At 64.4% G+C, this 26599-nt stretch carries 31 protein-coding genes; 20 read left to right on the forward strand and 11 right to left on the reverse strand.

The genetic code is table 11. The features are described from left to right. Positions 1-477: AMP-binding enzyme (locus V7N12_RS05300; RefSeq protein WP_443089935.1), on the forward strand; the 477-nt coding region annotated here is incomplete at its 5' end. 39 nt (positions 478-516) lie between these two features. On the opposite strand, the gene V7N12_RS05305 is transcribed toward V7N12_RS05300, so the two are convergent. Continuing rightward, on the reverse strand, positions 517-1281 hold the full coding sequence (locus tag V7N12_RS05305) for an NAD kinase (RefSeq protein ID WP_333713204.1): 765 nt from the start codon (positions 1279-1281) through the stop codon (positions 517-519). Between the two features lie 182 nt (positions 1282-1463). Here V7N12_RS05305 and glyA point away from each other — a divergent pair, with 182 nt between their 5' ends. Then, positions 1464-2759, forward strand: a complete 1296-nt coding sequence (glyA, locus tag V7N12_RS05310) for a serine hydroxymethyltransferase (RefSeq protein WP_333713206.1) — start codon at positions 1464-1466, stop codon at positions 2757-2759. A 10-nt stretch (positions 2760-2769) separates the two neighbouring features. Here the strand turns inward: glyA and V7N12_RS05315 are convergent, their stop codons facing one another. Next, entirely contained in the window at positions 2770-3138 is a 369-nt protein-coding gene (locus tag V7N12_RS05315) for a hypothetical protein (protein ID WP_333713208.1), read from the reverse strand. A 78-nt stretch (positions 3139-3216) separates the two neighbouring features. Here V7N12_RS05315 and V7N12_RS05320 point away from each other — a divergent pair, with 78 nt between their 5' ends. The 4 genes from V7N12_RS05320 (at position 3217) to V7N12_RS05335 (ending at position 5050) form a co-directional block, all read left to right on the forward strand. Next, positions 3217-3960 carry an alpha/beta fold hydrolase gene (locus V7N12_RS05320; protein ID WP_333713209.1) on the forward strand — a complete coding sequence of 248 codons (744 nt, stop codon included), beginning with the start codon at positions 3217-3219 and terminating at the stop codon, positions 3958-3960. Positions 3961-4075: 115 nt separating this feature from the next. Beyond that, a complete protein-coding gene (locus V7N12_RS05325; protein WP_333713210.1) occupies positions 4076-4189 on the forward strand; it encodes an entericidin A/B family lipoprotein in 114 nt (37 codons plus the stop codon). A 22-nt stretch (positions 4190-4211) separates the two neighbouring features. Further along, complete coding sequence (locus V7N12_RS05330; protein WP_333713212.1) at positions 4212-4325, forward strand: entericidin, EcnA/B family; 114 nt, start codon at positions 4212-4214, stop codon at positions 4323-4325. A 248-nt stretch (positions 4326-4573) separates the two neighbouring features. Beyond that, entirely contained in the window at positions 4574-5050 is a 477-nt protein-coding gene (locus V7N12_RS05335; RefSeq protein ID WP_333713213.1) for an REP-associated tyrosine transposase, read from the forward strand. A 173-nt stretch (positions 5051-5223) separates the two neighbouring features. On the opposite strand, the gene lepA is transcribed toward V7N12_RS05335, so the two are convergent. Continuing rightward, positions 5224-7023, reverse strand: coding sequence for a translation elongation factor 4 (lepA, locus tag V7N12_RS05340; RefSeq protein WP_333713254.1), 1800 nt, complete (start codon positions 7021-7023; stop codon positions 5224-5226). A gap of 242 nt (positions 7024-7265) precedes the next feature. Between lepA and V7N12_RS05345 the strand changes: the two genes are divergently transcribed. The 6 genes from V7N12_RS05345 to V7N12_RS05370 all read left to right on the forward strand — a co-directional run bounded on the left by V7N12_RS05345 (position 7266) and on the right by V7N12_RS05370 (position 13445). Beyond that, a complete protein-coding gene (locus V7N12_RS05345; protein WP_333713214.1) occupies positions 7266-7583 on the forward strand; it encodes an arginine transporter in 318 nt (105 codons plus the stop codon). 86 nt (positions 7584-7669) lie between these two features. Further along, positions 7670-8674: a methylmalonyl Co-A mutase-associated GTPase MeaB gene (gene meaB, locus V7N12_RS05350; RefSeq protein ID WP_333713215.1), complete on the forward strand. Its 1005-nt coding sequence runs from the start codon at positions 7670-7672 to the stop codon at positions 8672-8674. 112 nt (positions 8675-8786) lie between these two features. After that, positions 8787-9935: a Hint domain-containing protein gene (locus V7N12_RS05355; protein WP_333713216.1), complete on the forward strand. Its 1149-nt coding sequence runs from the start codon at positions 8787-8789 to the stop codon at positions 9933-9935. 183 nt (positions 9936-10118) lie between these two features. Beyond that, a complete protein-coding gene (gene rpmB / locus V7N12_RS05360) occupies positions 10119-10403 on the forward strand; it encodes a 50S ribosomal protein L28 (protein ID WP_333713255.1) in 285 nt (94 codons plus the stop codon). Between the two features lie 86 nt (positions 10404-10489). After that, entirely contained in the window at positions 10490-12901 is a 2412-nt protein-coding gene (hrpB, locus tag V7N12_RS05365) for an ATP-dependent helicase HrpB (RefSeq protein WP_333713217.1), read from the forward strand. 61 nt (positions 12902-12962) lie between these two features. Beyond that, on the forward strand, positions 12963-13445 hold the full coding sequence (locus V7N12_RS05370; protein ID WP_333713219.1) for an NUDIX hydrolase: 483 nt from the start codon (positions 12963-12965) through the stop codon (positions 13443-13445). Positions 13446-13575: 130 nt separating this feature from the next. Here the strand turns inward: V7N12_RS05370 and V7N12_RS05375 are convergent, their stop codons facing one another. The 4 genes from V7N12_RS05375 to V7N12_RS05390 are packed head-to-tail and all read right to left on the reverse strand — an operon-like array spanning position 13576 to position 17129. Continuing rightward, positions 13576-14517, reverse strand: a complete 942-nt coding sequence (locus V7N12_RS05375) for a c-type cytochrome domain-containing protein (RefSeq protein WP_333713221.1) — start codon at positions 14515-14517, stop codon at positions 13576-13578. Between the two features lie 7 nt (positions 14518-14524). Then, on the reverse strand, positions 14525-15430 hold the full coding sequence (gene argF, locus V7N12_RS05380; RefSeq protein WP_333713222.1) for an ornithine carbamoyltransferase: 906 nt from the start codon (positions 15428-15430) through the stop codon (positions 14525-14527). Positions 15431-15472: 42 nt separating this feature from the next. Beyond that, a complete protein-coding gene (locus tag V7N12_RS05385) occupies positions 15473-15955 on the reverse strand; it encodes a GNAT family N-acetyltransferase (protein WP_333713224.1) in 483 nt (160 codons plus the stop codon). Further along, the gene (locus V7N12_RS05390; RefSeq protein ID WP_333713225.1) at positions 15948-17129 is read right to left on the reverse strand and encodes an aspartate aminotransferase family protein; all 1182 of its coding nucleotides are present in this window, start codon (positions 17127-17129) and stop codon (positions 15948-15950) included. Before V7N12_RS05390 ends, V7N12_RS05385 begins: the two co-directional genes overlap by 8 nt. A gap of 252 nt (positions 17130-17381) precedes the next feature. Here V7N12_RS05390 and V7N12_RS05395 point away from each other — a divergent pair, with 252 nt between their 5' ends. From V7N12_RS05395 to V7N12_RS05415, 5 genes are all read left to right on the forward strand, one after another. Next, the gene (locus V7N12_RS05395; RefSeq protein ID WP_333713226.1) at positions 17382-18539 is read left to right on the forward strand and encodes a WD40/YVTN/BNR-like repeat-containing protein; all 1158 of its coding nucleotides are present in this window, start codon (positions 17382-17384) and stop codon (positions 18537-18539) included. A gap of 97 nt (positions 18540-18636) precedes the next feature. Then, complete coding sequence (locus V7N12_RS05400) at positions 18637-19050, forward strand: hypothetical protein (protein ID WP_333713228.1); 414 nt, start codon at positions 18637-18639, stop codon at positions 19048-19050. 251 nt (positions 19051-19301) lie between these two features. After that, positions 19302-19889 (forward strand): GcrA family cell cycle regulator, encoded by a 588-nt coding sequence (locus V7N12_RS05405; RefSeq protein WP_333713229.1) that lies wholly within the window; start codon positions 19302-19304, stop codon positions 19887-19889. A 145-nt stretch (positions 19890-20034) separates the two neighbouring features. Further along, positions 20035-21432 (forward strand): 30S ribosomal protein S12 methylthiotransferase RimO, encoded by a 1398-nt coding sequence (gene rimO / locus V7N12_RS05410; RefSeq protein ID WP_333713230.1) that lies wholly within the window; start codon positions 20035-20037, stop codon positions 21430-21432. Next, the gene (locus tag V7N12_RS05415) at positions 21425-22564 is read left to right on the forward strand and encodes a hypothetical protein (protein ID WP_333713232.1); all 1140 of its coding nucleotides are present in this window, start codon (positions 21425-21427) and stop codon (positions 22562-22564) included. The genes rimO and V7N12_RS05415 overlap by 8 nt, the downstream gene beginning before the upstream one ends. Before the next feature lie 38 nt (positions 22565-22602). Here the strand turns inward: V7N12_RS05415 and V7N12_RS05420 are convergent, their stop codons facing one another. The 3 genes from V7N12_RS05420 to V7N12_RS05430 form a co-directional block, all read right to left on the reverse strand. After that, complete coding sequence (locus V7N12_RS05420; RefSeq protein ID WP_333713233.1) at positions 22603-22836, reverse strand: hypothetical protein; 234 nt, start codon at positions 22834-22836, stop codon at positions 22603-22605. A gap of 215 nt (positions 22837-23051) precedes the next feature. After that, positions 23052-23306 (reverse strand): DUF6455 family protein, encoded by a 255-nt coding sequence (locus V7N12_RS05425; RefSeq protein ID WP_333713234.1) that lies wholly within the window; start codon positions 23304-23306, stop codon positions 23052-23054. Between the two features lie 175 nt (positions 23307-23481). Next, positions 23482-23847, reverse strand: coding sequence for a diacylglycerol kinase (locus V7N12_RS05430; protein ID WP_333713235.1), 366 nt, complete (start codon positions 23845-23847; stop codon positions 23482-23484). A gap of 124 nt (positions 23848-23971) precedes the next feature. On the opposite strand from V7N12_RS05430, the gene trhA reads away from it, so the two are divergent. Next, positions 23972-24631 carry a PAQR family membrane homeostasis protein TrhA gene (gene trhA, locus V7N12_RS05435; protein WP_333713236.1) on the forward strand — a complete coding sequence of 220 codons (660 nt, stop codon included), beginning with the start codon at positions 23972-23974 and terminating at the stop codon, positions 24629-24631. 5 nt (positions 24632-24636) lie between these two features. Here the strand turns inward: trhA and V7N12_RS05440 are convergent, their stop codons facing one another. Continuing rightward, positions 24637-25251 carry a M48 family metalloprotease gene (locus V7N12_RS05440; protein ID WP_333713238.1) on the reverse strand — a complete coding sequence of 205 codons (615 nt, stop codon included), beginning with the start codon at positions 25249-25251 and terminating at the stop codon, positions 24637-24639. A gap of 111 nt (positions 25252-25362) precedes the next feature. Here V7N12_RS05440 and V7N12_RS05445 point away from each other — a divergent pair, with 111 nt between their 5' ends. Together V7N12_RS05445 and V7N12_RS05450 are read left to right on the forward strand one after the other, a co-directional pair. Further along, on the forward strand, positions 25363-25596 hold the full coding sequence (locus tag V7N12_RS05445; RefSeq protein ID WP_333713240.1) for a hypothetical protein: 234 nt from the start codon (positions 25363-25365) through the stop codon (positions 25594-25596). Positions 25597-25658: 62 nt separating this feature from the next. Beyond that, the coding region (locus V7N12_RS05450) for a class II histone deacetylase (protein WP_333713241.1) at positions 25659-26599 on the forward strand (941 nt) is incomplete at its 3' end.

Here is a 26599-nt window from a genome sequence, read left to right on the forward strand (position 1 = left end):
GACGCGGGCATGATCGACGAGGACGGATACCTCTACATCATGGCGCGCACCGATGACGTGATCAACGTGGCGGGCCACCGGCTGTCCACGGGTGCCATGGAAGAGGTCATCGCGGGTCACCCTGACGTTGCCGAATGTGCCGTGATCGGGATATCGGACGCGTTGAAAGGGCAAGTGCCCATGGGCTTTGCCTGCCTCAACAAGGGCTGCGACCGCGACCACGCCGAGATCGGCAAAGAGATCGTCGCGCGTGTCCGCGATACCATCGGGCCCGTGGCGGCCTTCAAGCTGGTCGCCGTGGTGGACCGGCTGCCCAAGACGCGGTCAGGGAAAATCCTGCGCGCGACGATGGTGAAGATCGCCGATGGGGCGGATTTCAAGTTGCCCGCGACGATTGACGATCCGGCGATACTGGACGAAATCAGGGAGGCGCTGATGCCGCTGGGCTATGCCCAAGGCGCAATGCGCGAAGCCTAAGGACGACCAGCGTCAGGCCATCGCAGCACCGGTGCCCCGTCAGGCGAACTGCTCTCTGATCAGCCGCTCTTCCAGCCCATGGCCGGGATCGAACAGGATCCGGTGCCGGATGCTCGGCTCTGATCTGATCTCGACGCTGACCACATCGCGCACGCTTTTTCCATCGGCATCCGCCATCACGGGCCGCTTCGCCGGATTGATCACATCGAACCGGACAACGGCACTTTTGGGCAACAGCGCCCCGCGCCAGCGGCGGGGGCGGAAGGCGGCCATGGCGGTCAGCGCCAGCACGTCGGACCCGATCGGCAGGATCGGCCCGTGGGCGGAATAGTTGTAGGCCGTCGAGCCCGCAGGTGTCGCCACCAGCGCGCCGTCGCAGACAAGTTCCTGCATCCGCAGCTTGCCGTCCACGGTGATCTTCAACTTCGCCGCCTGCGGGCCTGCGCGCAGCAGGCTGACCTCGTTGATCGCCAGTGCCTCGTGCATCGCGCCATCCGCCGTCAGCGCCGTCATGCGCAGCGGGTTGATCACCTCTGCTTCGGCCTCGCTCAGGCGCTCTTGCAGGTCATCGGCATGAAATTCGTTCATCAGGAACCCGACCGTGCCACGGTTCATCCCGTAGACCGGCACGTCCAGTTCCTGCGTGCCATGCAGGGTCTGCAACATGAAACCGTCACCGCCCAGCGCCACGATGACCTCTGCATCGGCGGGTGGCACATCGCCATACCTTTCGGCCAGTTGCAAGCGTGCCTCTTGCGCGATCGGCACGGGGCTGGCGACAAAGGCGATCCTTGACCTGCGCATGGCGATTTTCCTTGTTGTTCCCATACGTTGTGCGGTGATCGGACGCGAAACGCAAGGCAAGCATCGGAAACGCGCATGACGCCCTCATGAAGATCATGGTCGTTTTGATACTTTAGCCGCGCCCCTTTCCGCGCTATGAGAGCGCCAATTCCAACACCGCACCCGCAAAAAGGACTGCACCCATGAATGCCAACGTCCGCGACTCCGGCTTCTTTACCGAAAAACTCAGCACCCGCGACCCCGCGCTTCACGCAGCCATGCAGGCCGAGCTGAAACGCCAGCGCAAAGAGATCGAGCTGATCGCCTCGGAAAACATCGTCTCTGCCGCCGTGATGGAGGCCCAGGGCGGTGTGATGACGAACAAATACGCCGAAGGCTATCCGGGTCGCCGCTACTACGGCGGGTGCGAGCATGTGGACGTGGCCGAAAACCTCGCCATCGCGCGCGCGTGCGAGCTGTTCAACTGCGGCTTTGCCAACGTGCAGCCGAATTCTGGCTCACAGGCCAACCAGGGTGTGTTTCAGGCGCTTCTGCAACCCGGCGACACGATCCTGGGGATGTCGCTGGACGCCGGTGGCCACCTGACGCATGGGGCCAAGCCGAACCAGTCGGGCAAATGGTTCAACGCCATCCAATACGGCGTGCGCCAGCAGGACAGCCTGCTTGACTATGACGCGGTGCAGCGCCTTGCGACCGAACACCAGCCCAAGATGATCATCGCCGGTGGTTCGGCCATTCCGCGCATCATCGACTTTGCCAAAATGCGCGAGATCGCCGATAGCGTCGGTGCCTACCTGCTGGTCGATATGGCGCATTTCGCAGGGCTGGTCGCGGCGGGTCTCTACCCCTCGCCCTTCCCGCATGCGCATGTGGCGACCACGACGACGCACAAGACCCTGCGCGGTCCGCGCGGCGGCATGATCCTGACCGATGACGAGGATCTGGCGAAGAAGTTCAACTCGGCCATCTTCCCCGGAATCCAGGGCGGCCCGCTGATGCATGTGATCGCAGGCAAGGCCGTCGCCTTCGGCGAGGCGCTGCGCCCCGAGTTCAAGACCTATCAGGAACAGGTCATCAAGAACGCGCAGGCGCTTGCCGACCAGTTGATGAAGGGCGGGCTGGATATCGTCACCGGCGGCACCGACACGCATGTGATGCTGGTCGATCTGCGCCCGAAAGGCGTGAAAGGCAACGCCACGGAAAAGGCCCTCGGCCGCGCCCATATCACCTGCAACAAGAACGGCATCCCCTTCGATCCCGAAAAGCCGATGGTGACCTCGGGGGTCCGTCTCGGCTCGCCAGCGGGCACGACGCGCGGCTTCGGCGAGGCCGAGTTCCGCCAGATCGCCGATTGGATCGTCGAGGTTGTGGACGGGCTGGCCGCAAACGGTGAAGACGGCAACGGCGCGGTCGAGGACAAGGTCCGTGCCGAGGTCGAGGCGCTCTGCGATCTCTTTCCGATCTATCCCAACCTCTAGGCCATCGCGGTCACACGAAACCGCGCCACCACAGAACGAGGATCGTCAGGGCCGCCGTCACCAGCAGGCCGAAGGCAATTGAGGCCACCATGTTCAGCGCAGCGGCCCGCCGCTGTGCTGCAAGGTCGATCGTCGCCAGATAGGCCAGCACGTTGCGATGGGCCGCGCGGACCTTCGCCTCGTCGATCATCCGGTGCAGTTTGGGGTTGTCGGCAAGGGCCGCAATCTGCGCCAGATAGATCGCCTCGGTGCGGATGTGACGCGGCAGAAGCCGCCGGCCACGGCGCAATTGCGCAGCCAGCGTCCACCCGCGAAGGCCCAGCTTTTCGCGCAGGCCCGCGCGCACCTCGGCAACCATCTGTTCGATCGTCTGGCTCATGCGGTGTCGGGTAGATCGGGGCGGGGGATTGCTCAATCCCTCTGGCGCCTGCGGGCGTGGAAGGTTAGCAACAGAGGCATGTTGAACACAGTCAGATATGACGGACCCCAAGGCACGCCGCTGTTGATCGCGCATGGGCTATTCGGGTCGGCGCGCAACTGGGGTGTGCTGGCGAAACGGTTCGCCGAGGACCGGCCCGTGGTCGTGGTGGACATGCGCAACCATGCGGCAAGTCCTTGGTATGACACGCATTCTTACGAAGATATGGCCGCTGATCTGGCAGAGGTCATGGACCGCCCGATGGATGTGCTGGGGCACTCGATGGGGGGCAAGGCTGCGATGGTGCTGGCCTTGCAACATCCTGATACGGTGCGCAAATTGATCGTCGCGGATATCGCCCCCGTCACCTACACCCACAGCCAGAACGGGCCGATTGCGGCGATGCGGAAGGTGGATCTGGGCGCTGTTGCCAGCCGCGCCGAGGCCAAGGCGCAGCTTGCGGGGCTGGAACCGGGGGTGGATGACTTTCTGCTGCAAAGCCTTGATATGAAGGAGAAACGCTGGCGGCTCAATCTGGATGTGCTGGAGGCCGAGATGGACAGGATCATCGGGTTCCCCACGATTTCGGGCCAGTTCCAAGGCGAGGTCCTGTTTCTTTCAGGCGGGACTTCGCCCTATGTCCAGCCTGACGCGCGGCCCGTCATCAAGGCACTTTTTCCTGCCGCCAAATTCGCCAAGATCCCCGGTGCGGGCCACTGGCTGCACGCGGAAAAACCGCGCGACTTCGCCGCCGCTGTGACCGCATTTTTGGGTGCGGCTTAGGCTCGGCATTACGTCGGCAAAACGTCGGGCATGGCGGGACGTTGCGCCCCATGACTTGCCGCCCGCGCGCGGCGGCGCTAGGTTGGCCGTCAAGATGATCGCAGAGAGGTATGCCATGATCCGTTTCGCTCTTGTTGTTGCCGTCCTCGGCCTTGCGGCCTGCGAGACCGTGCAGGGCGTCGGGCGGGATATCACGGCCGCCGGCCAGACGCTTGAGCGGACATTCTGAGGGGCGCGGGATGAGGTTTGCGATGATCCGGATAGCGCTTGTTCTGGCCGTGTTGGGGCTGAGCGCCTGCGAGACGGTGGCCGGCATGGGACGCGACATCACCCGCACGGCACAGGCGGTCGATCGGGCGATCTAGGCACCCGTTGGTCGGGGTTCACGCCGACACGATTTGAGCCAATACCGAGACGCGCATTGTCGGGGTGAACCCCGACCTACTTGCCGATTTCATCTGAACGAAAGCCGCGCCCGAACCGAGGGGGTGGTTCGGGCGCGGCCAATCCCAAGGGATTTGGCAACTGGGTCTTTTGGATTGCTTTCATCTCGTGCGTAGGGTGGGTGAAACCCACCCTACGAATTGTTAACCATCCTTTGCGATTGTTCGGCATGTCGCGCTATCGTCGCCTATATGTTCCGGGTGGAACCTATTTCTTTACCGTAAACCTTGCCGACCGATCAGCGACGGCCTTGGTCGATGAGATTGATCTTTTGCGGTCAGTCTATGCATCGGTAACGCGCGAGCATCCGGTGCGGTGCGACGCGATGGTGGTCTTGCCCGATCACATCCACGCGGTCTGGACATTGCCGCCAGGAGACGCGGATTTTTCAATCCGGTGGAAAAAGATCAAAGCGCGGTTTTCACAGCATTGCATGGCGCGTGGACGACCGTCGCCGAGCAAAGTGGCACGAGGTGAGAAAGGTATTTGGCAGCGGCGGTTTTGGGAACACGCAATCCGCGACGAGGCCGATTATCAGCACCATCTGGAGTATTGTTGGTGGAACCCAGTGAAACATGGGTTGGTCAAAGCCCCGGATGAGTGGCCGTATTCGAGTTTCCGTAGGGTGGGTGAAACCCACGCGTGACAGGACGAATCCGCTGCATGGCGGACGGTGGCTTGGAAGTCGCGTGGGTTTCACCCACCCTACGCTGTTTGCTGTTCAACTTTCTCGTGCGCGTGGGCTGCACCGAAGTCAAAGTAGTCGTAGGTCGGCGTTGTGTTCCACCTGCTCCCCGCAGGCTCTCAAACGAACCAGCCTCAACTATCCATCTTCAGCGCCGAGATAAACGCCTCCTGCGGGATATCCACCTTCCCGAACTGGCGCATCTTTTTCTTCCCCGCCTTCTGCTTGTCCAAGAGCTTGCGTTTCCGTGTCGCATCCCCGCCGTAGCATTTGGCGGTGACGTCCTTGCGCAGGGCGCTCAGCGTCTCGCGGGCGATGACCTTGCCGCCGATGGCCGCCTGGATCGGGATCTTGAACATGTGGCGGGGGATCAGGTCTTTGAGCTTTTCCACCATCGCGCGGCCGCGCATCTCGGCCCGGTCGCGGTGGACCATCATCGACAGCGCGTCCACGGGTTCGTCATTCACCAGCACCGACATTTTCACAAGGTTGTCCTGCTGGTAGCCCGTCAGCTGGTAGTCGAAAGAGGCATAGCCCTTGGTCACCGATTTCAGGCGGTCGTAGAAGTCGAAGACCACCTCGTTCAGGGGCAGGTCATAGACCACCATCGCGCGGGACCCCGCATAGGTCAGGTCAAGCTGCACGCCGCGCCGGTCCTGACACAGCTTCAGCACATCGCCCAGATAGTCGTCGGGAACAAGGATCGTGGCCTTGATGCGCGGTTCTTCCAGGTGGTCGATATGCGTCAGATCGGGCATGTCGGCGGGGTTGTGCAGGTCGATCATCGTGCCGTCGCGCATGTAGACGTGGTAGACGACCGAGGGCGCGGTGGTGATCAGGTCGATATCATATTCCCGCTCGATCCGGTCGCGGATGACCTCGAGGTGCAACAGCCCGAGGAACCCGCAGCGAAAGCCAAAGCCGAGGGCGGCGGATGTTTCCATCTCGTGGCTGAAACTGGCATCATTCAGCGCCAGCTTGTCGATGGCGTCGCGCAGGTCTTCGAATTCCGAACTATCCACGGGGAACAGGCCGCAGAAGACCACGGGCTGGGCGGGCTTGAAGCCGGGCAGCGGGGTCTCGATCCCTTTCTTTTCGGACGTGATCGTGTCACCCACCCGCGTGTCGCGGACCTGCTTGATCGAGGCGGTGATAAAGCCGATCTCGCCGGGGCCAAGCTCGGCCACGTCCTGCATCTTGGGGCGGAAGACGCCGATCTTGTCGATCTGGTGGACGGTGCCGTTCGACATGAACTTGACGCGGTCGTTCTTTTTCATCGTGCCGTCGATGATCCGCACCAGCACGACAACCCCGAGGTAGCTGTCATACCAGCTATCGACCAGTATCGCTTTCAGGGGCGCGTTCCGCTCGCCCGTCGGCGCGGGCAGGCGGTGCACGATCGCCTCCAGCGTTTCCTTGATGCCGATGCCGCTTTTGGCCGAAACGCGCAGGGCGTTCGAGGCGTCGATCCCGATCACATCCTCGATCTGTTCGGCGACGCGGTCACATTCCGAGGCAGGCAGGTCGATCTTGTTGAGGACGGGGACGATCTCGTGGTCGGCATCAATCGCCTGATAGACATTGGCAAGCGTCTGCGCCTCGACCCCTTGGGTGCTGTCGACGACCAGAAGCGAGCCTTCGACCGCCCGCATCGACCGCGAGACTTCATAGGCAAAGTCGACGTGGCCGGGCGTGTCGATCAGGTTGAGCACATATGTCTCGCCGTTCTCGGCGATATAGTCGATCCGGACGGTATTCGCCTTGATGGTGATCCCGCGCTCGCGCTCGATATCCATCGCGTCGAGAAGCTGTTCCTTCATCTCGCGCGCGGTGACGGTATTGGTGGACTGGATCAGCCGGTCGGCCAGGGTGGATTTCCCATGGTCGATATGCGCCACGATCGAGAAGTTACGGATATGCGAAAGCTCTGTCATGGCTGGGATATGGTGGGGATTTGGGGGACGGTCAAGCGGGATCGCGATGGTGCAATTCGCGCCTTCCTGCCAGACCCGGGCCTGCGCTGCGGCCTGCGGGGCCGGACGGGCTTGGCGGATCACCGTCCCGATCACGCGATCGCCGATTGCATCGCAACCGGACCTCTGCATAATCGCGCACGGGGCTTGAATCGAGGGGACCATCCGCGACCGAACGCGGGGGCCGGGCAGAGGAAGATGGCATGCGGTATTTCTTGATGGCAGGGGCCTTGGCATCCACGGTGGCCTGTGGCGGCGGGCGCGTGGTAAGTGGCGATATCTCGCAGGCCTGTCTTGCCGCCAACCGAAGCGCGGCCTCGCCTGCGCTTTGCTCTTGCGTGCAGCAGGTGGCGAACCAGTCGCTTTCGGGCGGTGATCAGGCCCGCGCGGCCAGCTTCTTTGCCAACCCGCAACTGGCGCAGGACACCCGCCAGTCCGACCGCCCCGCAGACGAAAGGTTCTGGACCCGTTACCGGGCCTTTGCCGATCTGGCCGAACAGATTTGCGTGCCTGTCGCCTGAGCCTCGCCTGAAACAGCGCAAGGATCGCGCGCCAGTGCCACCCCGTCAGGGCTGGACCTTTCCCGCGCCCCGCTTATGAAGGGTCCATGACCACTGTCACCGACATCGCGGCCATGGCCGAGGCCATCCGGACCGGCGAACGCCGCGCGCTGGCCCGTGCGATCACGCTGGTCGAAAGCGGGCGGGCGGATCACCGGGCGCAGGCGCTGGCGCTGCTCGATGCGCTGGGGTCCGGCCAACAGGCCCTGCGGATCGGTCTTTCGGGCACGCCGGGTGTGGGCAAGTCCACCTTCATCGAAAGCTTCGGCCTGATGCTGACAGGCATGGGCAAGCGCGTCGCGGTTCTGGCGGTCGATCCGTCCTCGGCGCGGTCGGGTGGGTCGATCCTCGGCGACAAGACGCGGATGGACCGGCTGGCACGCGACCCACATGCCTTCATTCGCCCCTCGCCCAGCCAGACCCAATTGGGCGGTGTCGCCCGCCGCACCCGCGAGGCGGTCACCCTATGCGAGGCGGCGGGGTTCGACGTGGTGCTGATCGAAACCGTCGGCGTCGGCCAGTCCGAGACCGTGGTGGCGCAGATGGCGGACCTGTTCGTGCTGTTGCTGGCCCCTGCGGGCGGGGACGAGTTGCAGGGCGTCAAGCGCGGCATCATGGAGATGGCCGATCTCATTCTGGTCAACAAGGCCGACGGTGACCTCAAGGCCCAGGCGATGCGCACCTGTGCCGACTACGCCGGGGCGCTGCGCCTGCTCCGCAAACGCCCGCAAGACCCTGAGGGCTTCCCCAAGGCGCTGACCATCTCGGCGCTGGAAACGGACGGGCTGGACAAGGCCTGGGACGAAATGCTGGCCCTGACCGCCTGGCGCCGCGACAGCGGTGTCTGGGAGGCAACCCGAAAGGCGCAGGCGGGCTACTGGTTCGAAGAAGAGGTGCGCAGGGGCATCCTGGACCTCGTGCTTGCCGACCCGCAGGTCGCCGCCGCCCTTGCCAAGGCCAAAGAGGCCGCAACCACGGGACACCGCCCCGCCGCCCTCGCCGCAGCCGAGGTCATCGCGGTGTTCGGATCACGCCGACTGCCCAACAAATAAGCAGGCTTCGCCACGCTGCGGCGTGACAGGCGGATTGACTTGTCGTGCGTGAACGATATGACGTAGTGGGGTAAATGTGGGGCGCAGGTAACAAGTAGAAACGGAGACCGGAATGGCATTCTCGGACGTCATCGACGACTATACCACAGGTGCAACAGGCACATTGAACGCGCCTCCGGGTTCTGCAGGCGCTGGTGAGACGGTGGGGTACACCGTGACCAGCGGTGTCAACACGGTGACCCTCGGCAACACGGACCAGGGCGCCGAAATCCTCAGAGACGCCAGCACCAAGCTTGTCATCGATTTCGATATTCCCGTGACAGGTCTCTCACTGACCTTCGACCGCAGTAACAGCCCGGAAGTCTATTTCGTCGAGATCGACGGGGTGCGGGTGGACATCAATACGCTGATCGCCAACAATCAGGCGACCTTCACGACATCATTGGCCGGTGGCGGCGCAGGCACGCATATCGTGACAGCCGATGGCGGCGTGTCCAGCACCGGCAGTTTCGACAATAACAGCCTCGGGTTTTTGACCCTGCTTGTTCCGGTCAATTCCATCGGAGTGGTGGGTGACGGGACGGCTGGCAACAACTTCGACATCATCGAAGTCGGCATCGATACGATGCTCTTCGATGTCCTGTGTTTTGCCGCAGGCACCTTGATCAGCACCGCCAAGGGTGACGTGCCGATCGAGACGCTGGCTGTCGGCGACAGGGTCATGGGCACCGATGGGCGCGAACATGTCATTCGCACCACGCAGACCCAGCACATGCGCCCCGTCCACCTTGCCCGCGAAACACGCAGGCGGCCCGTGCGGATCGCTGCCGGTGCCCTGGGGCAAGGCCTGCCGACGCGGGACCTTGTGGTCTCGCGCCAGCATCGCGTGCTGGTGGCCTCCCGGATCGCGCAGCGCCTGTGCGGCACCGAAGAGGTGCTGGTGCCCGCGATCTGTCTGGTCGGCCTGCCGGGGATCGATATCGACCGAGACCTGCCCGAGATCACCTATCACCACATGATCCTCGACGACCATCAGGTCATCATCGCGAATGGCGCCCCTGCCGAGACGCTTTATACCGGGCCGATGGCCCGCGCGGTTCTGGAACACGACGATGTCGCGCGCGCCCAGGCCGGCACCGCACCGCACCACAGTGCACCCGCGCGATTGCTGGCCGACAACAAGACGGCCAAGGCGTTGGCAGCGGCCCATGCGCGGCACGGACGGCCACTGCTGGAATCGTGGCAGGCGGCCAAGGTCTGAGACAGCAAACCACCCGCCGCGAAACAGCACCCCCCGCGCGCCCCAAAGCGGGTTGACGGCGTCGCGGAATCCGCCTATCTCGCGCTGATCGAATGCACGACCCTGCGGCTGCGGGGTTTGAACCTGACAGAACAAGGCCCCGGGCACCGGCTCGGATGCGCCGCAAAAACAAGGATGAAGCCCATGTCGCGCCGTTGCGAACTGACTGGAAAAGGCCCGATGTCTGGCAACAACGTCAGCCATGCCAACAACAAGACCCGCCGCCGCTTTCTGCCGAATCTGCAGGACGTGTCGCTGCAGTCCGACGTGCTCGGCCGCGCGTTCAAGTTCAAGATCTCCAGTGCCGCCCTGCGCACCGTCGACCATCGCGGTGGTCTGGATGCCTTCATGGCGAAAGCCAAGGATGCCGAGCTTTCCGCCGAGGCGCTGAAAGTGAAGAAAGAGATCCTCAAGGCCACAGCCGCCTGATCGATCCTTCCGCTTTGGAAATCGAAAACCCGTCCGGCTGATCCGGGCGGGTTTTTCTTTGCCCTGCGCTGTGGCAAAGCTGCGCCATGACTGCCCTGCCCATCGATCCTGTCCTGCCTGACCTGATGGCCGCCCTGCGCGACCATGGCCGCGCCGTGTTGCAGGCCCCGCCCGGTGCGGGCAAGACCACCCGCGTCCCGCTGGCGATGCTGACGGCGGGGCTGACGGGGCAAAAGATCATCATGCTGGAACCCCGCCGCCTTGCCGCGCGCGCCGCCGCCGAACGTCTGGCCCAAGGCCTGGGCGAGGATGTGGGCCGCACCGTCGGCTACCGGATGCGGGGCGACAGCAAGCCCGGCACCCGCATCGAGGTTGTGACCGAAGGCATCCTGACGCGGATGCTGCAATCCGATCCTGAACTGGGCGGCATAGGCGCGGTGATCTTCGACGAATTCCACGAACGCTCGCTGAACGCCGATCTGGGACTCGCGTTGGCATGGGAGGTGCGCGCGGCGCTGCGCCCTGACCTTTTGCTTCTGGTGATGTCGGCGACGCTGGATGCAGAACCGGTGGCCGCGCTGCTGGACGATGCGCCCGTCGTCACATCCCAAGGGCGAAGTTTCCCGGTCGAGATGCGCTATCTGGAAAAGGCATTGCCGAAGGACGCCCGCCTGCCCGAGGCGACCGCCGATCTGGTCGCGCAGGCCGTGGCCGAGACGCAGGGCGGCGTGCTGGTCTTCCTGCCCGGCGAGGCCGAGATCAGGCGCACCGCCGCGCTGCTGGACGGGCGTTTGCCCGAAGACTGCATCCTCCGCCCCCTTTTTGGGGCGATGTCCTTTGCCGACCAGCGCAAGGCGATCGCCCCCGAGGCCGCGGGCCGCAAGATCGTGCTGGCCACATCCATCGCCGAAACCTCGCTGACGATCGAGGATATCCGCGTGGTGGTGGACGCAGGCCGCGCGCGGCGGGCGCGGTTCGATCCGGCGTCGGGCATGTCGCGGCTGGTGACCGAACCCGTCAGCAAGGCCGAGGCGACCCAGCGCGCGGGCCGCGCCGGGCGCGTGGCCGAAGGGGTGGCCTTCCGGCTTTGGACGCAAGGGGCCCATGGCGCCCTGCCCGCCTTTCCCCCGGCCGAGATCGAAGCGGCAGACCTTGCCGGACTGGCGCTGGAACTGGCGATCTGGGGCAGCGAGACCCTTCCCTTTCTGACCCCGCCGCCCGAAGGCGCATTGGCCGAGGCGCGGGCGCTGTTGCGGGGCCTCGGGGCGCTGGACGGACAGGACCGGATCACTGCGCATGGGCGCGCGCTTGCCGTCCTGCCGCTGCACCCGCGCCTTGCGCATATGTTGCTGGTGGCAGGGGCGCAGGCGGCGCCATTGGCGGCCCTTCTGGCCGCCCGCGACCCGCTGCGCGGCGCGCCGGTGGACCTCGATCTGCGGATGCGGGCCTTGTCCGGGCGCTATGACGGCCCGGGCACTGTCCATCCCGCAGCCCTCGCCCAGATCAGGGCCGAGGTGCCGCGCCTTGCCAAGGGGCTCGGGCGCACCGCCCCCCTGTCTTTGGGGCAGATCGCGGCCCTCGCCTATCCGGACCGTGTCGGGTTGCGCCGCAAGGGCGACGATCCGCGCTATATCCTGTCGGGCGGTAAGGGCGCCTATCTGTCGCCCGAGGATCCCCTCGCAGGGGCGCGGCTGCTGGTGGTCACCGACCTTGATGGCGATCTGCGCGAGGCGAGGATACGGCAGGCCGTGCCGATCACGGAAGCCGAGTTGCGCGCACTTTTCGCCGACCAGATCGCGTGGTCCGACCTCTGCGCATGGTCGCGGCGTGACCGGCGCGTTCTGGCCCGCAGGCAGGAACGGTTCGGGGCCATCGTGCTGGACGACCGCGTCTGGAGCGATGCCCCGGACGCCGCAATCGCCGCCGCCATGCTGGGGGGTGTGCGCCAGCTTGGCCTGCCGTGGCGCGATGCGGCATTGCGTTTCCGCGCCCGGGTCGGGCTTGTCGAAGGACTGCCCGCGATGGATGACGCCAGCCTGATAGCGGGGCTGGAAGATTGGCTCGCCCCGCATCTGGGGGGCATCCGCACCGGTGACGCCTGGTGGTCCTTCGACATGCTGCCCGCCTTGCGGGCGATGCTGGACTGGGACCAGATGCAGCGCCTTGACCGTGTGGCCCCGGCCCATTTCGAAACCCCGCTGGGCCGGAAAATTCCCATCGATTACAGTGGCGAGGCCCCCGAGATCACCCTGCGCCTGCAGGAAATGTTCGGGATAACGACCCATCCCAAGGTCGGAGATACGCCCTTGCGCATCACGCTGTTGTCGCCGGGACAAAAGCCGGTGCAGACCACGCAGGATATCGTCGGCTTCTGGGCGACATCCTATGCCGACGTGCGCCGCGACATGCGCGGACGCTATCCCCGCCACCCCTGGCCCGAGGACCCGACCCGCGCCGACCCCACACTGCGCGCCAAACCGCGCAACACATCAGGGTGATTTGCCAATCCTCTGTGGATATGTTAGGAAATATTAATAATAAGAGCATATTGCGGGTATCATGAAAGCTGTTCAACGTTCCTTCTGGACCGGGGCGCGCGCCTTGGCAGACAAAGCGGCTGCGGTTCTGCAGGTCGGTGCGCTCTGCATGCGCGACGGCAAGGACGGGACCGAAGTGCTGATGGTCAAATCCTCGCGCGGGCGCTGGATCATCCCCAAGGGCTGGACAGAGGATCACCTGACCGACCGCGAAGCCGCCCGCGCCGAAGCCTGGGAAGAGGCGGGCGTGCTGAAAGGCAAGGTCAGCAAGGTGCCGGTCGGCGGCTACATGACCGAAAAACGCTATGACGACGGGCGGCGTCTGCCCTGCCATGTCACCGTCTACCGGATCGACGTGCGCAAGGCGGTGAAAGACTACCCCGAGGCGGGTCTTCGGCGGCGCAAGTGGATGCCGCTGGGCAAGGCCGCGAAAAAGACCAAGGATCGCGGGCTGCGCGAATTGCTCAAGGGGCTTTGCAAACAGGACAAGGCCTCGGCGGCCTGATCGGCCCATGGGCCGGATCGTCCTGCTGCGGACCCGTGGTGACCAGCACATTCGGGATAATCCGCTGATCTTTCACGCCTTCACAGCACATTCCGCCTGGCACCCGGCGTCGCAACGCCGCGCGCCCGCGCTATCTTTCCCGCAGCCGATCCGCGACCAGTTGGCCATCCGCGCCGATCCGCGCCCTGAGCTCTGCATGGCTCCCGACGGCGGGCCGGTCATCCACCCGGGTCTGTCCGGTGATCACAAACGCCGCGCCGTCGATTGCGTCCGGCGCTGTCATCACACCGCGCAACCGCACCTGTCCCCCGACAGGCAAAGGGGCCACGCGCCCGTCATCTGACATGGCACCAGTCTCGATCCAGTCGCGGATCAGGGCGATATCGTCGTCAGCAAGCCAGGGCGGGCCATCGAAGGGCATCCGCGGATCGGCCAGACCTTCGATGCGCCGCACGATCTCGGAGGCTTGCGCATTGCCGGGGATCAGCACGACCCGCTCGCCACCAGAGAGGATCGCCTCATAGCTATCCAACCGCAGCCCTTCCGGCGGGCGGTCCATGATCCCGTTGTCCGAGTGGCACCTGATGCAGGCCTGCCCAAAGATGCGCGCCACCTCGCCATAGGTGATCTGCCCGTCCTCACGCGGGTCGGGCGCGGCGGTGGTGGCGGGCTGCTCTTCGACCGCCGGACCGCTGGCACCTGCATCGATCCATGCGGCAATCAGCGCGATCTCGTCCGCCTCCAGAAACGGCGGCCCATCCATTGGCATCCGTGGTTCCACCTGCCCCATGATGCGCCGATAAAGGGCACTGGCCCCGGCATCGCCTAAGATGACGACAGGCCCGTTTTCAGACCCCGCGACAAGTCCCGCGTAGCTGTCAAGCTGCAGCCCGAGCGGCGCATAGTCCCCCGCATGGCAGAACACACAGCGGTCTTGCAACACGGACGCGACGCCCGACCAATCCTGCGCCTCTGCCGCGACCGGCAGCATGCAGACGGCAAGAAACACGATTGATTGCCTTATCGCCATCCTCTTGCCTTCGACATGCGCCCAGGCGCCATAGCAGCGCATGGCATCCCTAAACCCCCAGACAATGCCGCATGATCGCCTTTTGCGCGTGCAGGCGGTTCTCGGCCTCGTCGAAGATCACCGAATGCGGGCCGTCCATGACGCTGCTGGTCGCCTCGTCGTCGCGGTGGGCGGGCAGGCAATGCATGAAGAGGCTGTCGGGTTTGGCCTTGGCCATCAGCGCGTCATTCACCTGATAGCCGCGCAACTGGTTGTGCCGCCGCTCGCGCGCGGATTGCGGGTCGTGCATCGACACCCATGTGTCGGTGACCACAAGATCGGCGCCCTGCACCGCCTCGTGCGGATCGCGCACGGTGGTGTAAAGGCCGGCCAGTGCCGGTTCGGGGTCCAGGGGCGGCGGGCCGGTGAAGACCAGATCGAAATCGAACTGTCTGGCGGCATGGGCGAAGCTGGCAAAGACGTTGTTGCCGTCGCCCGACCAGACGACCTTCTTGCCCTTGATCGGTCCGCGGTGTTCCTCGAAGGTCATGATATCGGCCATGATCTGGCAGGGGTGGGTGCGGTTGGTCAGCCCGTTGATCACCGGCACCGTGGCGTATTCGGCCATGTCCAGCAGCGTCTGTTCCTCGAAGGTGCGGATCATGATCAGATCGACGTAGCGCGACAGCACACGGGCGGTATCGGCGATGGTCTCGCCATGGCCGAGCTGCATATCCGCCCCAGACAGCACCATCGTCTGCCCGCCCATCTGGCGCACGCCCACATCGAAGGACACCCGCGTCCGGGTCGAGGGCTTTTCGAAGATCAGCGCCACCATATGCCCCGCCAGCGGCTGTTCGGCATCGGGCGTGCCCTTGGGCAGCCCCGCGCGGGCGGACTTCATCGCACGGGCGGTGTCGATGATGTCCCGCAACTGATCGGCGGGCGTGACGTGGATATCGAGAAAATGTGTCATGTGTTTCGCTTGGTCGTCTTGGGGCGCAGTGGCCCGGGGTGTCTAGAGATGAGTCATGACCTGCACAAGGCGGCCATCGCGGGTGGGGACCATGCGGCGTTTCATGAACCCCGCCTGCCGGTAGATCGCCAGCGTGCGGGTATCAGTGGTTTGCGCCGCCGCCGCCACCATGGGAAAGTGTCGTCGCAAGTCGCGCACCCGCGCCTCGATGAAGCCGACGGCATGTCCCTGTCCGATGAAGTCGGGATCGCCGACGAACTGGTCGATCACCCGCGCACCATGCGGCAGGTCCGCGAATTGCGGCAGATCGAAGGCCCGCGCGTGGTGGTCGTGGATATAGGCGAAAGGATGCTGGATCAGACTGACCACCATCATGTCGAGTTCGGGATTGTCCATGTCGTTTTTCATCAGCGCCAGCTGTCGGTCCGTATCCGGCCACCATGCGCGGACATGCGCCGTTTGCAGCCAGCGGCGCATCAGCGGCAGGTCCTCGGGGGTCAGTCGTCGAAAGCTGTAATTACGCATCCGCCTCCTTGACCGCCACCGCAGCCGCCTCCAGCCGGAGCACCGCCTCGGCGATGTCGGCGTCACTGATATTGAGCGGCGGCAAGAGGCGGATCACGTTATCGGCCGCAGGCACGGTCAGCACGCCTGCCCCGTAGCCCGCCTTGACCACATCCGCGTTTGTCACCTTGCACCTGAGGCCCAGCATCAGGCCCGATCCGCGCAGGCCTTCGAAGATGTCGGGGTGGGCATCGACCAAGCCTTCCAGCTTTTGCCGCAGAAGACCCGCCTTGCGGTTCACCTCGGCCAGAAAGGCGTCATCGGCCACGATCTCCATCACCGCGGCACCCACCGCACAGGCCAGCGGGTTGCCGCCATAGGTGGACCCATGCGTGCCGGCGGTCATGCCCGATGCGGCCTCTTCGGTCGCCAGCACCGCGCCTAGCGGAAAGCCCCCGCCGATACCCTTGGCGACCATCATGATATCGGGGCTGATCCCCGCCCATTCATGCGCGAAAAGCTTCCCCGTCCGGCCCATGCCGCATTGCACCTCGTCGAGGATCATCAGGATGCCATGCGTGTCGCACAGATCGCGCAGCCCCTTCAGGCAGGCATCGGGCAAGGGGCGGATGCCGCCCTCGCCCTGCACGGGTTCCACCAGAACCGCGGCGACATGGTCGCCCATGGCGGCCTGCAACGCCTCGTGGTCGCCGAAGTCCAGATGGGTGAAGCCGGGCAGCAGCGGGCCGAAGCCCTTGGTCATCTTTTCCGACCCTGCCGCCGCGATCCCCGCGGCAGAGCGCCCGTGGAAGGAACCGGTGAAGGTTATGATCCCGGTCCGGTCGGGCCGGCCTTTGTCATACCAGTATTTCCGCGCCATCTTGACGGCCAGTTCACAGGCCTCGGTGCCGGAATTGGTGAAGAACACCGTATCGGCGAAGGTATGTTCCACCAGCGCATCGGCCAGCTTCTGCTGGGCGGGGATGTTGTAGAGGTTCGAGACATGCCACAGCGCCTGCGCCTGCGTCGTCAGCGCCGCGACCAACGCCGGATGCGCATGGCCCAGCGCGTTCACGGCGATCCCTGCCCCCAGATCGAGGAAGCGTCGACCGTCGGCCTCTGTCAGCCAGGAACCGTCGCCAGAGACGAATGTCAAAGGCGCGCGCGAATAGGTCGGCAGAATAGAAGGGATCATGCGATCTTCCTTTTGGCTGTCCCGATTGGGTCAGAACCCATGGGGTTAGTCAATATTGTTGGGGGTGGTGAGACAACGGGTCGACGGTCGGCGCGGGTCAGCGTCGGCGTCGGATGGCATATGTCATCTGCGTTGTCATCGCCGCTTGCATAGACCACAGCGGCGGCGGCGAAAAGACATTTGTTGCAAAGGAATCCCAAGCCGCCCGGCAAAAGCCGTGCTAATATCGGGGTGAAATTCGAGGGACCCACCATGACCGCCACGACACCTACCGTCCTTGTCGGAACGACCAAGGGCGCATTTCTCATTGACGGCGATGCGGACCGCGACGGCTGGTCCGTGCGCGGCCCTTTCTGCAACGGCTGGCCCATCGGCCATGTCATCGGCGACCCCGCGACAGGGCGCATCTGGGCCGGGGGCGGCGGCAAATTCTTCGGCGCGGGCGTCTGGCGGTCCGAGGATCGCGGGGCGACATGGGCACTGACCCGCCTGACCAGCGGCGAAATGGACGGCTGGGCCGAAAGCGAACCGGACTTCGCAGCGGCGATGGGCGTCACAGGTGCGCCCCTGCCATTCGGTGACAGCTTCAGCGACGTCTGGTCGATGCATTGTGACAAGGGCGTTCTCTACATGGGCACCAAGCCCGCGACCCTGCTGCGCAGCACTGACGGGGGCGAGACATGGGACAAGGTCAGCGGCCTGACCGATCATCCGTCAGCCAAGGACTGGCACGGTGGCGCGGCGGGTCTGGTGCTGCATACGATCGTGACCGATCCCGGCAACCCCGCAAAGCTCTGGGTCGGGATTTCGGCCGCCGGTGTCTTCGCCTCCGAGGACGGCGGCGCCACATGGGAGCGGCGCAACCGTCTGGCCAATGCCGCCGCCTGCGAGGGCCACGACCATCCGGCGGCACCGCGCGACGGCGAGACGGGGTATTGCGTGCACAACATGATGCGCGCGGCGGGGGATGGCGATGTGCTCTATCAGCAGAACCATCACGGGGTCTGGCGGTCTGGCGATGGCGGGCGCAGTTGGGACGATGTGAACGGCAACCTGCCCTCGACCTTCGGCTTCCCGATCCGCGTGCATCCGCGCGATCCCGCAACGCTCTGGACGCTGCCGCTGAACGGCGACATGCAGGGCCGGTTCCCGCCCGATGCCAAGGCCGCGGTCTGGCGCTCCCGCGATGCGGGCCAGACATGGGAGGCCTGCCGGACAGGTCTGCCGCAAGAGGGCTGCTATTTCACCGTCCTGCGACAGGCGATGGCCGGTGACAGCCGCGATCCGGCGGGGGTCTACTTCGGCACCAACAGCGGGTCGGTCTTCGCCAGTTTCGACGAGGGCGACACATGGCGGGAAATCGCCCGCCACCTGCCCACCATTCAGGCGGTCGAGGTGCTGGAACACTGACAAAAGACCCGCTCGCCGACACCGGACCGAAATCGGGCGCGGAAAACGCGGGCATGACGCCAAATTGCAGCCATTATTTTGGTCTAACCGCAAGGTGATGAGCAACAGTTACGTCTATAAGCACAAGCCCGGACGCGGCGCGGTCTGGTTGATGGCGGTCACCGCCACGCTGTTGTCCGGCGGCACCTATGTCGTGGGCGGGCCGGAACTCTTGCCCGCCGCGATCATGATGATCGGCTTTGCAGCCGTGATCGCCCTGCGCCCGCGTCCGACCTATGGCATCAAGGTGGATGACACCCATCTGACGCTTGCCGCATGGCGCAAACCGCGGCCGATCCCGCTGGACAGTATCGCTTATCTTCAGGCCGCGCAGATCAGCGACGAGATCCCCTATGTCATCGTCTACCGCGACAAGGAACGCGAGGGGGTCTTTGCGCTCGACCTTCCCGACGAGGATACGCTGGTCGAAATCATGGCCGAACGTGGCATCCCGGTCCGCACAAGCATCTAGGGGCGCGGGGGGGAGGGCAGCTTTGCTTTGCGCGCCGCCTGTCCGCCTTGACCCGCCACCATCGGTGCCTCTTTGGCCGTCCCTGACGCAAGGACTGCGGCAGGAATGACAAAGCCTGTGCAAGTTCCGTCCGGAAACAGCAGGCTTTGCCTTCACATCGCTGTGGGCAATGACTAATATGTGCTGGATGCAGACCTGACGGCCCCCTTTCGGGCGCAGCATGCGCGGGCCAGAAACGCAAAGGAATTCATATGTCCTGGACAGACGAGCGCGTCGAGACGCTCAAGAAGATGTGGGGCGAGGGCCAGTCGGCCAGCCAGATCGCCAAGGAATTGGGCGGGGTGACCCGCAATGCGGTGATCGGCAAGGTGCATCGCCTTGGCCTGTCGAACCGCACGGCCCCCGGCGCCGCGCCCGCCAAACCCGCGCCCAAGGAAAAGCCCGCCGCACCCGCGAAACCGGCCGCCAAGGCCAAGCCCGCACCCAAGGCGGCCCCTGTGCCCGAAAAGAAGGACGAGCCTGAACTGGACGAGAACGGGATCCCGATTTCCGCCGCCCGCCGCGCGATCATTCCCGCAGGCCAGCCCTTGCCGCCGCAACCTTCGGCGAATGAGATCAGCCCCGAAGCACTTGCAAAGGTCAGCGAAATCGAAAAGACAGCCAAGAAACTGACCCTGATGGAACTGACCGAGAAGACCTGCAAATGGCCGGTCGGCGATCCCGCGACGGAAGACTTCTGGTTCTGCGGTCTGGCCGTGCAACAGGGCAAACCCTATTGCGAGGCGCATGTGGGCGTGGCCTTCCAGCCGATGTCCTCGCGCAGGGATCGGCGGCGCTAGGCCCTGACCGACGTGCCGCGCAAGCCGCCCACAGGGGCGGTCCCTTGGCGGCACGGTGGCCACTGACCGAGCGCGTCAGCCTTGGTGCGCGCGGGCAGCCGCCAGCCCGCTTCCCAAGACCCCCGCCCCGCGCTATATGCCGCGCATGACACAGAACCCCCCCGACCTGCGCCCCGACCTTGCGCCCCGCGCCCGCATCACCGACACGCCCCGCGCGGGCCAGCCGACCATCGGCATGGTCAGCCTTGGCTGCCCCAAGGCGCTGGTCGACAGTGAACGGATCCTGACAAGGCTGCGCGCCGAGGGCTATGCGATCAGCCCCGATTACGCAGGCGCCGATGCGGTGATCGTCAACACCTGCGGGTTTCTCGATTCAGCCAAGGCCGAAAGCCTCGATGCGATCGGCGAGGCGCTGAAAGAAAACGGCAAGGTCATCGTCACCGGCTGTCTGGGGGCCGAGCCCGACTACATCCGCGAACATCATCCGCAAATCCTCGCCGTGACCGGCCCGCATCAATACGAACAGGTGCTGGACGCGGTGCACGGGGTTGTCCCGCCTGCCCCCGATCCCTTCGTCGATCTGCTGCCCAGCCGCGGTGTCAGCCTGACGCCGCGCCACTACAGCTATCTGAAGATTTCCGAGGGCTGCAACCACAAGTGCAAGTTCTGCATCATCCCCGACATGCGCGGGCGTCTGGTCAGCCGTCCCGCCCATGCGGTCCTGCGCGAGGCCGAAAAACTGGTCGCGGCGGGGGTGAAGGAACTGCTGGTCATCAGCCAGGACACCAGCGCCTACGGGCTTGACCGCAAGTATGACCTGAACCCTTGGCGGGGTGGCGAGGTGCGCAGCCATATCACCGACCTTGCGCGCGAATTGGGGCAGCTTGGCGCTTGGGTGCGCCTGCACTACGTCTACCCCTACCCCCATGTGCGCGATCTGATCCCGCTGATGGCGGACCCCGCGAACGGAGTCCTCCCCTATCTCGACATCCCCTTCCAGCACAGCCACCCGGACGTGTTGCGCCGCATGGCGCGGCCTGCGGCGGGGGCGAAAACGCTGGACGAAATCGCCCGCTGGCGCGCGGAATGTCCCGATATCACGCTGCGATCCACCTTCATCGTCGGCTACCCCGGCGAGACCGAGGCCGAGTTCCAGCACCTGCTCGACTGGCTGGATGCAGCGCAACTGGACCGTGTGGGCTGCTTTCAATACGAGAATGTCACCGGGGCACGGTCGAACGCCTTGCCCGACCATGTCGCCCCCGAGGTCAAACAGGACCGATGGGACCGCTTCATGGCCAAGTCGCAAGCGATCTCCGAGGCGAAGCTGGCAGCAAAGGTGGGCCGGAGGCTGGAAGTGATCGTCGACGACATCGACGAGGACGGCGTCGCCACCTGCCGCACATGGGCGGACGCCCCCGAGATCGACGGAAACGTCTTCATCGACGAGGGAACAGAGGGGTTGCACGTCGGGGACATTGTCAATGTGACCGTGGACGAGGCGGAAGAGTATGATTTGTGGGGTGTGGTCGCGCGTGCCTGAAACCCGACCGAAACTCATCGTCCACATTGGTCAGTCGAAAACCGGCAGCACCAGCCTACAAAATATGCTCGGCCAGTCGCGCGACAGCCTGATGCGTGAAGGCATCTTCTATCCGCAGGTGGGATTCTATGATCACCACTCGCGTCTCTTGGCCTATCTTTCAGGCGGCGAATATGTGCCACGGTTTCATCTGCGGGCCTTTGATGGCGATTTCAATCGGACCATGGAAGACAGCGCGATGCTATGGCGCAGGATCAAGGACGATATAGGCCGCCATCATCCCGATACGATTATCCTGAGCGCCGAACAGCTTTTCGAATTTGGCTCGATTGGCGATGGCCTCGTTAACGGGTTGGTCGGGCACTTGCGCAGCTTGTCAGACGACATCACGATCGTCGCCTATCTGCGCGCCCCAGCCGACCGGTTCCTGTCGTTGAAACAGGAAGGGCTGAAGCATGGTGATCCACCCATACACCTTGCGCCGAAACGTGATTTCGAAACGGGGCTGGACCCTTACGCAGCTTATCCCGACATCCGGTTAGAGGTGCACCACTTCGCAAGAGAAACACTGGTCGACGGTGACATTGCTGCAGACTTCGCCCGAAAATATATACCAGCCTCTGCCCGCGCCCAACTTGTCTGGCCCGCACGAGATCTCAATACAACGCTCTCGGCTGAAATGATGGCGATCTGTGAAGAGATCAGCACAGGAACAGGTCCGGACTCGCTGAATAGAAAGACGCCTCTTCCCGGGCCCTTTTCGCGATATTTGGCGAAGATTGACGACGCCTTGCCCGGCAAGACCCGGCCTACATACAAACCGGGGGTCGCGCGCGCCGTGCATGACACCTTCATGGACCTTGACTGGCTTGAAGCGAGGTTCGGCATTCGCTTTCGATTGCCGGATGCCACCCCACTGCAAATTGAACACCGGTCGCTGACAACCGTTCGGTCACTCTGCGTCGTCGATGAAGAGCGCTATGCGCGGCTTGTCGCGCGCATTCCCGGACCGGTCCAGTTCGAGTTGATCCAACGCTCGCAACCAGTCGCGCATTGGATCAAGCGCACACCGATGCGGTTTCGCAGAAACCTGCGGCGTCTTCTCGGCCCCTTGTCTCATAGGTGCCACTAGGGCAAACGCCGCCCCGCTTCACGCACCGGAAAATCGGACTACGACGTCACTTCCCGCGCGGCTCTGCTGGAACAGCCGTGCGGTTCGCCCAGCATGTCGACCGGGCGGGTCGTTGCGGTTGGCATGTCGCAGGCATTGGCGGCGCTGTCCCAGACCATTCCGGCGGGGCAGGTCTGGCTTTGTGCCACGGGTTCGGTCGGGATGGTGATTGTCGTTTCCTGCGCGTGCAAGGCGACAGGCAGGAAAGCAAAGGCAAGTACTGTGAGACGCATGAAGTCCTCCTCGTATTGCGAATGCTGTCAAGGTTAGCGCAGCCGCCGCAGATATCAATCGACACATGGTCGCAGCCTTCGGGCGTGATCTGGGGCCGACGAGGCTGTCTCTTGGCGCCGGAAATCTGACCCCCGGACCTTGACACGAAGGCACCAAACGAAAACGGGCACCGCCGGCAGCGGTGCCCTATCCGGTTCAAATCAGGCCGGGGAGATCAGCCTGTCTTGAGGTCCGCAAACGTATCCCGGTTCTCGCAATAGGCGGGCGCTGTCTGCAGCATCGGCCAGGTTGCAAGCAGCCGGTCGCATGTGCCGACCGCGCTGCATCCGCGGCATTGCGTGATCATCCGCGCATAGTCGTCGAGGGTGATCCGCCCCTGGTCCAGCGCCTCGGACAGATCGACCCGAGTGGCGTCGGCCATCTTGATGACCCGCCAGAAATGGTCGCGTCCGTTGCCGAGTGGTTGCATCAGGGATCCTCCAATAACCTGCCTGAAGGGTAGCAAGCAACCTGCGAGGACACTTTGCGCTGGATCAAACGGGGCCATGAAATCCGTTTGCCCGACAATGTGCCCGGCAATCGCAAACGACAGGGGGCACGCCCCCCGACAAGGCCCCCCAGCGCGCAGTGCGCGGGCCAGCGCCTCAGGCCCAGATCAGCCCGACGATCACGCAAAGCCACCCGACACCGACCCCCATCGCCGTAACCGCCACCGCAGCCGAGCCACAGTCCTTGGCCTGTTTGGCCGCCGCGCGCCGGTCGGTGCCGATATCATCGACGACACGTTCGATCGCGGTATTCATGCATTCGGCCGCCAGCACGATGATGCCGCCCATCAAAAGGAAACCGCGCTCGGACGCCGACAGCGGCAGCGCGAAAGCCAGAACGGCGAAAGCCGCATTGGCGACCAGCCATTGGCTGAGCGAGCCTTCGGTGCGATAGACATGCACCACCCCCTCCCATGACCAGATGGCGCGCTGTCTGACCCGCCTTATCTGTTGCATCAGCATCGGTATCCCCCTAACCGTTCACGCCCCTGTAACAGTTTTGTGGGATAAGATCAGCGCTGCCAAGCCTTTGGTTGACCCTAGGAAAGAATTGACCGAACCGCCTTCGGCGATATCTGATGTGATCATGAAAGCCAACCGCACCAGCCTCTATCCGACCGACGCGCTGTCTGAGCGGATCGCCGACGGGACGGTCCATGCGATCGGCGTGCTGGGGGCCTTGACCGGGGCCGTGATGCTGATCGTCTGGTCGGCCTTCAACGCCACCCCCGCGCAGATCGCGGCGATTGCCGTCTACGGCGCGGCGCTGATCGCGACCTTCGCCGCTTCGGCGCTGTATCATCTGGTGCCATGGGAGGGCGCGCGCCCGCTTTTGCGGCGCGTCGATCACGCCGCGATATACCTCAAGATCGCGGGCACCTATACGCCGCTTGTGGTCATCATCGGCCATTGGTTCGCCTATCTGGTGCTGGCGGTGGTCTGGACGCTGGCCGTCATCGGCATGGTGCTGAAGCTGTTTTTCTGGCGCGCACCGGGGCGCTTCGGGCCGTTGCTCTATCTGGTGATGGGCTGGCTCAGCCTTGCGCTGGTCTGGTCGCTTTGGACGGTGGTGCCGCTTTCGGCGATGGTGCTGATCGCCGTGGGTGGGCTGCTTTATACCGCAGGCGTGCCATTCCATGTGACGCATACGATGAAGTATTCCACCGCGATCTGGCACGGCTTCGTTCTGGCGGCCTCGGGCTGTTTCTTTGCCGCGATCTGGATCGGCAGCGCGGGGCTGGGCTGACAGCCTTACCGCGCAGCTGCGGCCTGCGTGACATTGCGCCAGCGGGTCTGATGATCGGGATGTGTGGCCTGCGCGGCCTGGCCCGGATCGGGCAGCCGCAGAAAGAACCGCGCCCCCCGCAGCGGATCGAACCCTGCCGCGCGTGCAATCGCGACACCCATGGCATCCGCCGCAAGCTCGGTCCGCCGCAGGTCATCAGGCGCGGGCATGACGGGGGCCCTGTGCTGCAAGAGACGCAGCGCCGTCTCGCCCCTGTGACCGGCGATATGATGCGCGGCCTCATGGGCCAGCACGAAGGCCAACTCGTCGCTGTTGGCCACCAGCGCCAGCAGCCCTTCGGTCACACCCAGCACGGGCCGCCCCTCGGCATCCACTGTCTGATAGGCATTGGGCGTCACCTTGTAGCGCCTGTCGATGACGACCTTGAAATCGCAGCGGGCATCAGGGCGCTGCATTTCGCAGATGTCGGTCGCGACGGGCAAGACGCGGGCCACGGCCGCGTCGAAATGCGTGGTCCCTGCCCGGGTCGCGGGCGCTGGAACTGCGACGGGGCTGTCCACCGATCCTGCGGGCAGACAGGCTGCCATCACCAGCAGCAGGGGAAGACCCAGATATCGCATCGCCACTCCGCGCATTTGATACGCATTTTAGTCGAAGTCAGCGTTTACGATTTTTTAACGCACCGGCAACACGCAATTGCGAAGATGGTTAGCGCCCGATAGGCTTTGCCCATGTTTACGATCGAACACGACTATGACGCGACCGTCGTCACGCTGGTGGACGAAGGACAGGCCCCCCTGCGCGAGGATATCATCATCAACGCCTTCGAGGATTGCGTGACCGTCGCGCAATTCGACCCGCGCAGCGGCAAGATGGTGCAGGTCACGCTGTCGATCACGCAGTTGCGCGATCTGGAAGCGGCGCTCGATTTGCCCGAAGGGGTTTACCAATTGCGCAAGGACTAGCGCCGGGCAGGCGTCGGAGCCTCCGGCGGGAGTTTCTTCGGGAGAAAGAAGGCAGGATCGAATTGGCGACAGGGTTTTTCTGGGACGAGACATGCTTCTGGCATGGTGGCGGGAACTATGCGGGGATGCTGCCGGTGGGCGGGCTGGTGCAGCCATTGGATGGCGGCCTGCCAGAAAGCCCCGAAACCAAGCGGCGCCTGAAAAACCTGATCGAGGTGACGGGGCTGGCGGGGGCCCTTGCGATGCGCGGCGGCGCGCCTGCCACGCGCGCGGATCTGTTGCGGGTACATCCGGCCAGCTATCTCGATGACTTCAAGGCGCTGTCGGACGCGGGCGGCGGCGAATTGGGGCGGCGGACCCCTTTCGGCCCCGGCGGCTATGAGATCGCGGCGCAATCGGCGGGGCTGGCCAAGACAGCACTTGCCTCGGTTCTGACGGGTGATCTGGCCAATGCCTACGCCCTGTCGCGCCCGCCCGGGCACCATTGCCTGCCGGATTATCCCAACGGGTTCTGCCTGCTGAACAATATAGGGATCGCGATCGAGGCGGCGCGGGCGGCCGGTCTGGCCCGGCGCTTTGCGGTGCTCGACTGGGATGTGCACCACGGCAACGGGACCGAAGCCGTCTTTTACGACCGCGCCGATGTCTTGACCGTATCAGTGCATCAGGACCGCAACTATCCGATGGACACCGGCGCCTTCCCGGATCGGGGGACGGGGGCGGGGACCGGTTACAACCTCAACATCCCCCTGCCCCCCGGCACGGGTCACAGAGGCTATCTGGCCGCGATGGAGCGTCTGGCCCTGCCCGCGATCCGGCGTTTCGCCCCCGATGTGCTGATCATCGCCTGCGGGTTCGATGCCGCGGCCAATGATCCTTTGGGCCGGATGCTCGCCACGGCCGAAACCTTCCGGATCATGACCCGTCAGGTCATGGACCTTGCCGCCGAGGTCTGCGGCGGCAAGCTGGTGATGGTGCACGAGGGCGGCTATTCGGAAACCTA

The organism is Yoonia sp. (assembly GCF_036770585.1).
Classification (GTDB): Bacteria; Pseudomonadota; Alphaproteobacteria; order Rhodobacterales; family Rhodobacteraceae; genus Yoonia.

What these genes read in the sequence shown, in the direction of transcription:
- V7N12_RS05305 (WP_333713204.1), bottom strand. Translation starts at nt 1,281, where the DNA reads ATGCGCAGGTCAAGGATCGCCTTTGTCGCCAGCCCCGTGCCGATCGCG.
- glyA (WP_333713206.1), top strand. Translation starts at nt 1,464, where the DNA reads ATGAATGCCAACGTCCGCGACTCCGGCTTCTTTACCGAAAAACTCAGC.
- V7N12_RS05315 (WP_333713208.1), bottom strand. Translation starts at nt 3,138, where the DNA reads ATGAGCCAGACGATCGAACAGATGGTTGCCGAGGTGCGCGCGGGCCTG.
- V7N12_RS05320 (WP_333713209.1), top strand. Translation starts at nt 3,217, where the DNA reads ATGTTGAACACAGTCAGATATGACGGACCCCAAGGCACGCCGCTGTTG.
- V7N12_RS05325 (WP_333713210.1), top strand. Translation starts at nt 4,076, where the DNA reads ATGATCCGTTTCGCTCTTGTTGTTGCCGTCCTCGGCCTTGCGGCCTGC.
- V7N12_RS05330 (WP_333713212.1), top strand. Translation starts at nt 4,212, where the DNA reads ATGATCCGGATAGCGCTTGTTCTGGCCGTGTTGGGGCTGAGCGCCTGC.
- V7N12_RS05335 (WP_333713213.1), top strand. Translation starts at nt 4,574, where the DNA reads ATGTCGCGCTATCGTCGCCTATATGTTCCGGGTGGAACCTATTTCTTT.
- lepA (WP_333713254.1), bottom strand. Translation starts at nt 7,023, where the DNA reads ATGACAGAGCTTTCGCATATCCGTAACTTCTCGATCGTGGCGCATATC.
- V7N12_RS05345 (WP_333713214.1), top strand. Translation starts at nt 7,266, where the DNA reads ATGCGGTATTTCTTGATGGCAGGGGCCTTGGCATCCACGGTGGCCTGT.
- meaB (WP_333713215.1), top strand. Translation starts at nt 7,670, where the DNA reads ATGACCACTGTCACCGACATCGCGGCCATGGCCGAGGCCATCCGGACC.
- V7N12_RS05355 (WP_333713216.1), top strand. Translation starts at nt 8,787, where the DNA reads ATGGCATTCTCGGACGTCATCGACGACTATACCACAGGTGCAACAGGC.
- rpmB (WP_333713255.1), top strand. Translation starts at nt 10,119, where the DNA reads ATGTCGCGCCGTTGCGAACTGACTGGAAAAGGCCCGATGTCTGGCAAC.
- hrpB (WP_333713217.1), top strand. Translation starts at nt 10,490, where the DNA reads ATGACTGCCCTGCCCATCGATCCTGTCCTGCCTGACCTGATGGCCGCC.
- V7N12_RS05370 (WP_333713219.1), top strand. Translation starts at nt 12,963, where the DNA reads ATGAAAGCTGTTCAACGTTCCTTCTGGACCGGGGCGCGCGCCTTGGCA.
- V7N12_RS05375 (WP_333713221.1), bottom strand. Translation starts at nt 14,517, where the DNA reads ATGCGCTGCTATGGCGCCTGGGCGCATGTCGAAGGCAAGAGGATGGCG.
- argF (WP_333713222.1), bottom strand. Translation starts at nt 15,430, where the DNA reads ATGACACATTTTCTCGATATCCACGTCACGCCCGCCGATCAGTTGCGG.
- V7N12_RS05385 (WP_333713224.1), bottom strand. Translation starts at nt 15,955, where the DNA reads ATGCGTAATTACAGCTTTCGACGACTGACCCCCGAGGACCTGCCGCTG.
- V7N12_RS05390 (WP_333713225.1), bottom strand. Translation starts at nt 17,129, where the DNA reads ATGATCCCTTCTATTCTGCCGACCTATTCGCGCGCGCCTTTGACATTC.
- V7N12_RS05395 (WP_333713226.1), top strand. Translation starts at nt 17,382, where the DNA reads ATGACCGCCACGACACCTACCGTCCTTGTCGGAACGACCAAGGGCGCA.
- V7N12_RS05400 (WP_333713228.1), top strand. Translation starts at nt 18,637, where the DNA reads ATGAGCAACAGTTACGTCTATAAGCACAAGCCCGGACGCGGCGCGGTC.
- V7N12_RS05405 (WP_333713229.1), top strand. Translation starts at nt 19,302, where the DNA reads ATGTCCTGGACAGACGAGCGCGTCGAGACGCTCAAGAAGATGTGGGGC.
- rimO (WP_333713230.1), top strand. Translation starts at nt 20,035, where the DNA reads ATGACACAGAACCCCCCCGACCTGCGCCCCGACCTTGCGCCCCGCGCC.
- V7N12_RS05420 (WP_333713233.1), bottom strand. Translation starts at nt 22,836, where the DNA reads ATGCGTCTCACAGTACTTGCCTTTGCTTTCCTGCCTGTCGCCTTGCAC.
- V7N12_RS05425 (WP_333713234.1), bottom strand. Translation starts at nt 23,306, where the DNA reads ATGCAACCACTCGGCAACGGACGCGACCATTTCTGGCGGGTCATCAAG.
- V7N12_RS05430 (WP_333713235.1), bottom strand. Translation starts at nt 23,847, where the DNA reads ATGCTGATGCAACAGATAAGGCGGGTCAGACAGCGCGCCATCTGGTCA.
- trhA (WP_333713236.1), top strand. Translation starts at nt 23,972, where the DNA reads ATGAAAGCCAACCGCACCAGCCTCTATCCGACCGACGCGCTGTCTGAG.
- V7N12_RS05440 (WP_333713238.1), bottom strand. Translation starts at nt 25,251, where the DNA reads ATGCGATATCTGGGTCTTCCCCTGCTGCTGGTGATGGCAGCCTGTCTG.
- V7N12_RS05445 (WP_333713240.1), top strand. Translation starts at nt 25,363, where the DNA reads ATGTTTACGATCGAACACGACTATGACGCGACCGTCGTCACGCTGGTG.